The sequence below is a fragment of the Lujinxingia vulgaris genome, from assembly GCF_007997005.1.
Classification (GTDB): Bacteria; Myxococcota_A; Bradymonadia; order Bradymonadales; family Bradymonadaceae; genus Lujinxingia.
Map to the genome: position 1 here is coordinate 1 of NZ_VOSL01000099.1, position 4,941 is coordinate 4,941.

At 70.4% G+C, this 4,941-nt stretch carries 3 protein-coding genes; 1 reads left to right on the forward strand and 2 read right to left on the reverse strand.

The annotated features are described in order from the left end of the window. Both FRC96_RS16150 and FRC96_RS16155 read right to left on the reverse strand, forming a co-directional pair. Positions 1 to 3,225: hypothetical protein (locus FRC96_RS16150; protein WP_146975940.1), on the reverse strand; the 3,225-nt coding region annotated here is incomplete at its 3' end. A gap of 25 nt (positions 3,226 to 3,250) precedes the next feature. Beyond that, positions 3,251 to 3,592: a hypothetical protein gene (locus FRC96_RS16155; protein ID WP_146975942.1), complete on the reverse strand. Its 342-nt coding sequence runs from the start codon at positions 3,590 to 3,592 to the stop codon at positions 3,251 to 3,253. Between the two features lie 281 nt (positions 3,593 to 3,873). On the opposite strand from FRC96_RS16155, the gene FRC96_RS16160 reads away from it, so the two are divergent. Next, positions 3,874 to 4,941, forward strand: a 1,068-nt coding sequence (locus tag FRC96_RS16160) for a hypothetical protein (protein ID WP_146975944.1), incomplete at its 3' end; no start/stop codon positions are given.

Below are 4,941 nucleotides of genomic sequence, written 5' to 3' on the forward strand. Positions count from 1 at the left end.
GTCGGCTCGGCGGGGGCTCTCGGAGCGTCGGCGTGCCATGTCGACGAGGAGGTCGGGGCGCTCGGCCTCGGTGGCGTTGGCCAGCGCGCGCACCTCGGCGCAGGCCGGCTCAAGGTCGGGGGCGGGGGGGCCGTAGCGAAGATCGGCCTCGCAACTGGCCAGGGCGGCCGGGTGGCGCCGGGCGTCTTCAAAGAGGGCATCGCTGAGATGCTCGCTGAGCGCGTGCGGGTGCACCAGCGAGGCGTCGGGAAGTTGCACCCAGCGGCGGTCGGCGCGTTGCCGCAGCGTGGCGATCAGGCCGCGGGCGCGCTCCAGGACGTCGCCGGGGGTGCGGAAGTCGAAGGCCGCGGCGTAGAGATCGACCTCGGCCAGGGCGTTCTGGCCCAGGCTCATCAGCAGCTCGGCGCGCTCGACCTGGAGGGTGCGTTTTCTGGCGAGGGTGGCCTCATCGTGGATCTGGCGGGAGAGTAATGAGAGGCGCTGCAGGGTCTGCGGGGAAGGCGGCAGGGTGACGGCCACGGGGATGGGCTCGGCGGCGCGATCTTCGCGGGCGGCGCGCTGATCGAGCGCGACGAAGACGTTTTGCGAGATCGCGCGCACCTCCAGGTGTTGGGCTTCCGGGGGAAGTTGCAGGGTGAGGCGAAGCGGCGCCGGGTAGGTCGCGCGTAGGTGAGCGCTGGCGTCGACGACGAGGTCGCGCGGGGCGTTGGCCCCGTCGTCGATGCGCAGGCGGATGCTCGGCTCGGCAGCCGTCGGGCGAAGATGCAGGCGCACGTAGCGGGTGGTGCCGGGAGACTCCAGCGCAAAGCGCACCCCCTCGGCGTCGGCCTCCCAGTAGTTGCGAGGGGTGACGATGTGGTCGGAGGGCATCCACTCGAGATCTTCGGGAGGCTGAGGGCTGTAAATTTCGGTGAGCGGATCTGGCGAGAGGTTCTGCACGTGAAGCGCGGCGTTGGTCGTGGTGAGCAGCTCGAACGCTTGCAGCGCCTTCTCTTGAAGAAACGCAAATGTGCCGGGCTCCTCACCGCTCCGAAGGCTCAGGGCGGCGATGGCCGGGTGTTGGGCGGCGCGGGCGATGAGGGTGAGGCGCTGGGCGGCCGTGGGGGCGTTGGGCGGAGCGCTCAGGCGGGCCGGCTGCTCGTGAGGCAGGCGGTAGAGCAGCGTGGTGCGATCGGCGACGCTCGCCAGGAAAGTGCGCGTGTCGGCCGGCCCCAGGGGCTCCAGAAAGAGGGTGGGTTCCGGGGGGAGAGGTTGGCCCGGGGGGCCGGTGTTTTCGGTGTTTTCGGGGTTCTTGGCGTCGTCGCCGGGGGCGTCGCTCGAGGGCGCGAGCGGCGCTTCGGGCATCGGCTCCAGATCGCGCCAGTAGGTGGCGTACCACCACAGGGACTGAAGGGCGTCGGTGCGGTCCGGGTGGATGGGATCGCGCAGCCAGGCCGTATAGAGCAGATCAAAGCCCGCCCAGCGCGCCTCGCGGCGGCTGCCGCCGGTGAGAATGGTCTCGGCGCGCAGCGCCTGCTCCAGCGGAAGATCGATGCTGGCACCGTCAGGATCATCCGGGAGGGCGTCGAGGGTGGCGGCGGCCAGCTCCGGGTAGCCCAGAGCGAGGTTCCGGCGCGCGGCCTGAAGGCCGATCAGGCGTCGGGCCGCAGGGGGAAGAAGTTCGCTCTGGATAAGGTCGAGAAGGGGCTCGGGGGGCTGAACGCGATCCGGGTTGAGCCGCCCCTCAAGCCAGGTGATCCAGGCGGCGTGATGCGCCGAGGTGTCGAGGGCCTGGCGAGCGGCAAAGAGGAGGTTGCGGGCGTTGTCCAGCTGTCCGAGAAACGACGCGATCTCGGCGCGCAGCAGGATGGCCGCGGGGCTCTCGTCGCCTGTGAGCAGCGCCTCGGCGCGTTGGATATGCCAGTCGGGGTTATGCAGCCGCCCGGCCACATCTTGCAGCAGGTAGCGGGGGCGGGCGATGTCGCCGTCGATCACGAGCTCGGCCTCGGCCGCGCGCAACGTGTAATGATGGCGCCCCGGCGGCACCCACATCGAGGTGGTGCGGCGCCAGCTGACGAGCGTGCCACGGTCGTCGCGGGCCTCCTGCACGCCGGTGTGGCGCGTGGGGCTGGCGGGATCGAGCTCCGGGTCGCCGTTGAGGTCGAGGTTTTCGTCCTCGCTCGGAACGTCGTCGGGGGTGGCGTCTTCGTCGCCGACGAGCAGCGGCCCCGACGAGGAGGTGCTCAGCGGGCGGCCGTCCGGCAAGAAGCGGGCCGGTCCGCTGCTGAAGTCGGCCCGGTGCACCGGATGCCCGCGCTCGAAGATCTCCAGCGCGAATGGCGAGATCTGTTCGGCGTTCTGAGGCGTCTTCAGGGCGCGCACGCCCAGCTCCAGGCGCGCCGGGCCGTCGACGGTGAGGTGGGCGTCTTCGCCGGGCTTTAGCCGAAGCGCGGCGCTCGGGCCGGTGGGGAGGCTGACGCTGGCATCAGGCAGCGCGGGCTCAAAATTCGGCGCGATGGGGCTGCGGGCATGAAAGCGCCCGTCGGGCTGGCGCTCCCGCTGAATCGCCCGGGTGAGCATCGCCCGGCCCAGGTGATGGGCCGCCTGGCGAAGATCGGCCTCTTCGCTGAGCGCGTGGGTAAGGATGTGCAGCAGCTGCGCCTCCCTCGCCAGGGAGATGACCCGGGCGCGGGCGGCGATCGGAAGATCGCTCGGCGGCGGCGCCAGCGGCGCGAGCTGCAGCCAGCGGTGCAGCCGTCGCTGCCACCAGTCCCAATAAAGTCGCGGCGGGGCGTGGTCCAACGTGTGCGCCGAAAGCGTCACGCTCTGGCCGGCGCGCCCATCAAGCGCCACCCGCACCGTCGGGCTGTGCGAGACGCTGGTGAGGATGAGCCAGTCGCCCCCGTCGAGCACAAAGGGCTTAAGCGGAAGTGAGGCCGTGGTCAGGCCATCGGCGCTGGCGACGCGCTCCTCGACGATCAGCGCGCTGGCGAGCTCGGGGGGCTCAAACTGCACACGCACCACCGCGTGGCGCGGCGCCGTAAAGAGCGTGGCGTCGCCCGGCTCCAGCACCCGACGATGTTCCGGCTCCAAAAGCGGCTGCCAGTCGAGCAGATCGTCGGTGTCGGGCTCCGGGAGCGGTTGCCAGGCATGCGAGCTGCCGACAGGCGCGGTGAGCACCAGCGTGGCGAGCAGGGCAACGACGCCCCGCGCGCCCCACCGGGAGGCTGGCGAGGTCAGAGGCAAGGTCGGGATCTTCGGGGGGGCAGGCTCAGCGCTGGAAGCGCGCGTCGAAGTTGTGCACCGCGCTGAGCAGCCGGGAGGTGTTTTTGACCGCCATCGCGATCTCGATGAGCTTCGCGTCGGGGCGCTCAGTCTGGTCGAGCACCTCGAGGATATGATCGACGTGAGCGAGCATTTTAAGGGCGAGCTCGCGGTACATGGCTTCGTCGACATCGGCGTTGTTCTGGAGGGAGGCGGAGAAGCGCTCGGCGTGGGCCTGAAGATCTTCGGTGTCAAAGCCACAGGCGTCGGCCTGCTCCATGTACGCGTGGGCGCGTTGAACAAACTGGCTGGCGAGGGCCGAGAGGGATTTGACCTGGTTGGTGTTCATGGCGTCGCCTCGCTTGTAAAGGATTGTACCAGGGCTGAGTCTCGCACAGGAGCGAAGGGAGCGCAAACTTTCTGGCGAGCATCACGCTGGCGGGGATGCAGAAGGTTGGCTTCGATTCGTAAGTCTTTGATACTAGAAGGTATTTTGTCGGGTCAATGAGCCGCAAGTGCGATTTTTTGCGGCGCAGGCAACAAGCCTTTACACTCCGGGCCGGGCAGGTGTGCTCGCCGCGCGCAGGTGCTGTTTCGGCGCGGATTTCTTCAAGGTGTGAGCCCTACGAAGTGCATTGGCGTCGCTGGCGATGGCAGGTGCGGGGGTGGTGGCAGGCGCAGCGTCGACGGGTGGTCGTGACGCTGGCCCTGGGGTTGCTCTGCCTGCTGATCGGCGCTGCCGGGGGCGGAAGCTGGCTCAATGAGGCGTTGCGTCAGGCGGCGTACCTGGCCCGCGGGGAGCGGGCCACGACGCAGTCGGTGGTGGTGGTGACGCTCGACGAGGTGTTTGCCGAAGCGCGCGGGCCAGCCCCCTATGAGGCCGCGCTGATCGAGGAGCTGGTGGGGCGTGTTGAGGGCGACGGCGCGCGCCTTGTCGCGGTGTATGCCGGGGCGGGGCTGGCCTGGGGAGAGGCGCAGGCGGTGCGCGGGTGTTCCGACGCGGTGCTCTACTACGCCGAGGTGCGGCCGCGCTGGCTGGGGAGCGGGTGTGAGTTCTGGCGGCTGACGCCCGAGGAGCTTGAGCCGGGGCCCCGAGCCCGGGTGTGGCGCGAGGGCGGGGCGCGCACGCTGGTGGGGTATCTGGCGGAGCGGGCCGGGTACGAGGTCGGCGCGCGCGACGCGGTGGGCGTCAACTTCAGCGGGGGGATGCCGCGGCTCTCAGGGGCGAACCTGGAGGAGGCTGGCTTTGTGGAGGGGCTCTTCCGAGGGCGTGTGGTCTTTGTGGTGCCGGACGTTCCGGGCGGTGTGGAGCGGGCGGGAACGCCTTACGGGGAGGTCGCCCGGGAGGTGGTGCGGGCGGAGGCGGTGGCCACGATCGCCGATGACGCCGGGCTGATGCAGCCGCCCGGTCAGGGGCCGCTGGGGCTTGTGCTGGGGCTGATTGTGGGAGCCTGGGCGGCCACCCGCCACGCCTCATTGCTCCGACTTGCGGGCGCGCTGATGTTGGCCTGGGGCGCGGTCTTCGCAGGGCTTTACGGGGGGCTCGCCATCCAGGGAGCCGGGCCTGTGGTCGGCGCGCTGGTGGGCTTTGCGGTGGTGCATTTTGTGCCGGCCACGCGCCGCGCCCGCGGCCGGGAGGTGCAGGCGCTGCTGGCCAACGCGGTCAAGGAGGCCACCTCGCGGCGCGGCGGCAGCGCG

Bases quoted from the DNA above. Each gene is read 5' to 3' on its own strand.
- FRC96_RS16155 (WP_146975942.1), bottom strand. From the start codon at position 3,592: ATGAACACCAACCAGGTCAAATCCCTCTCGGCCCTCGCCAGCCAGTTT.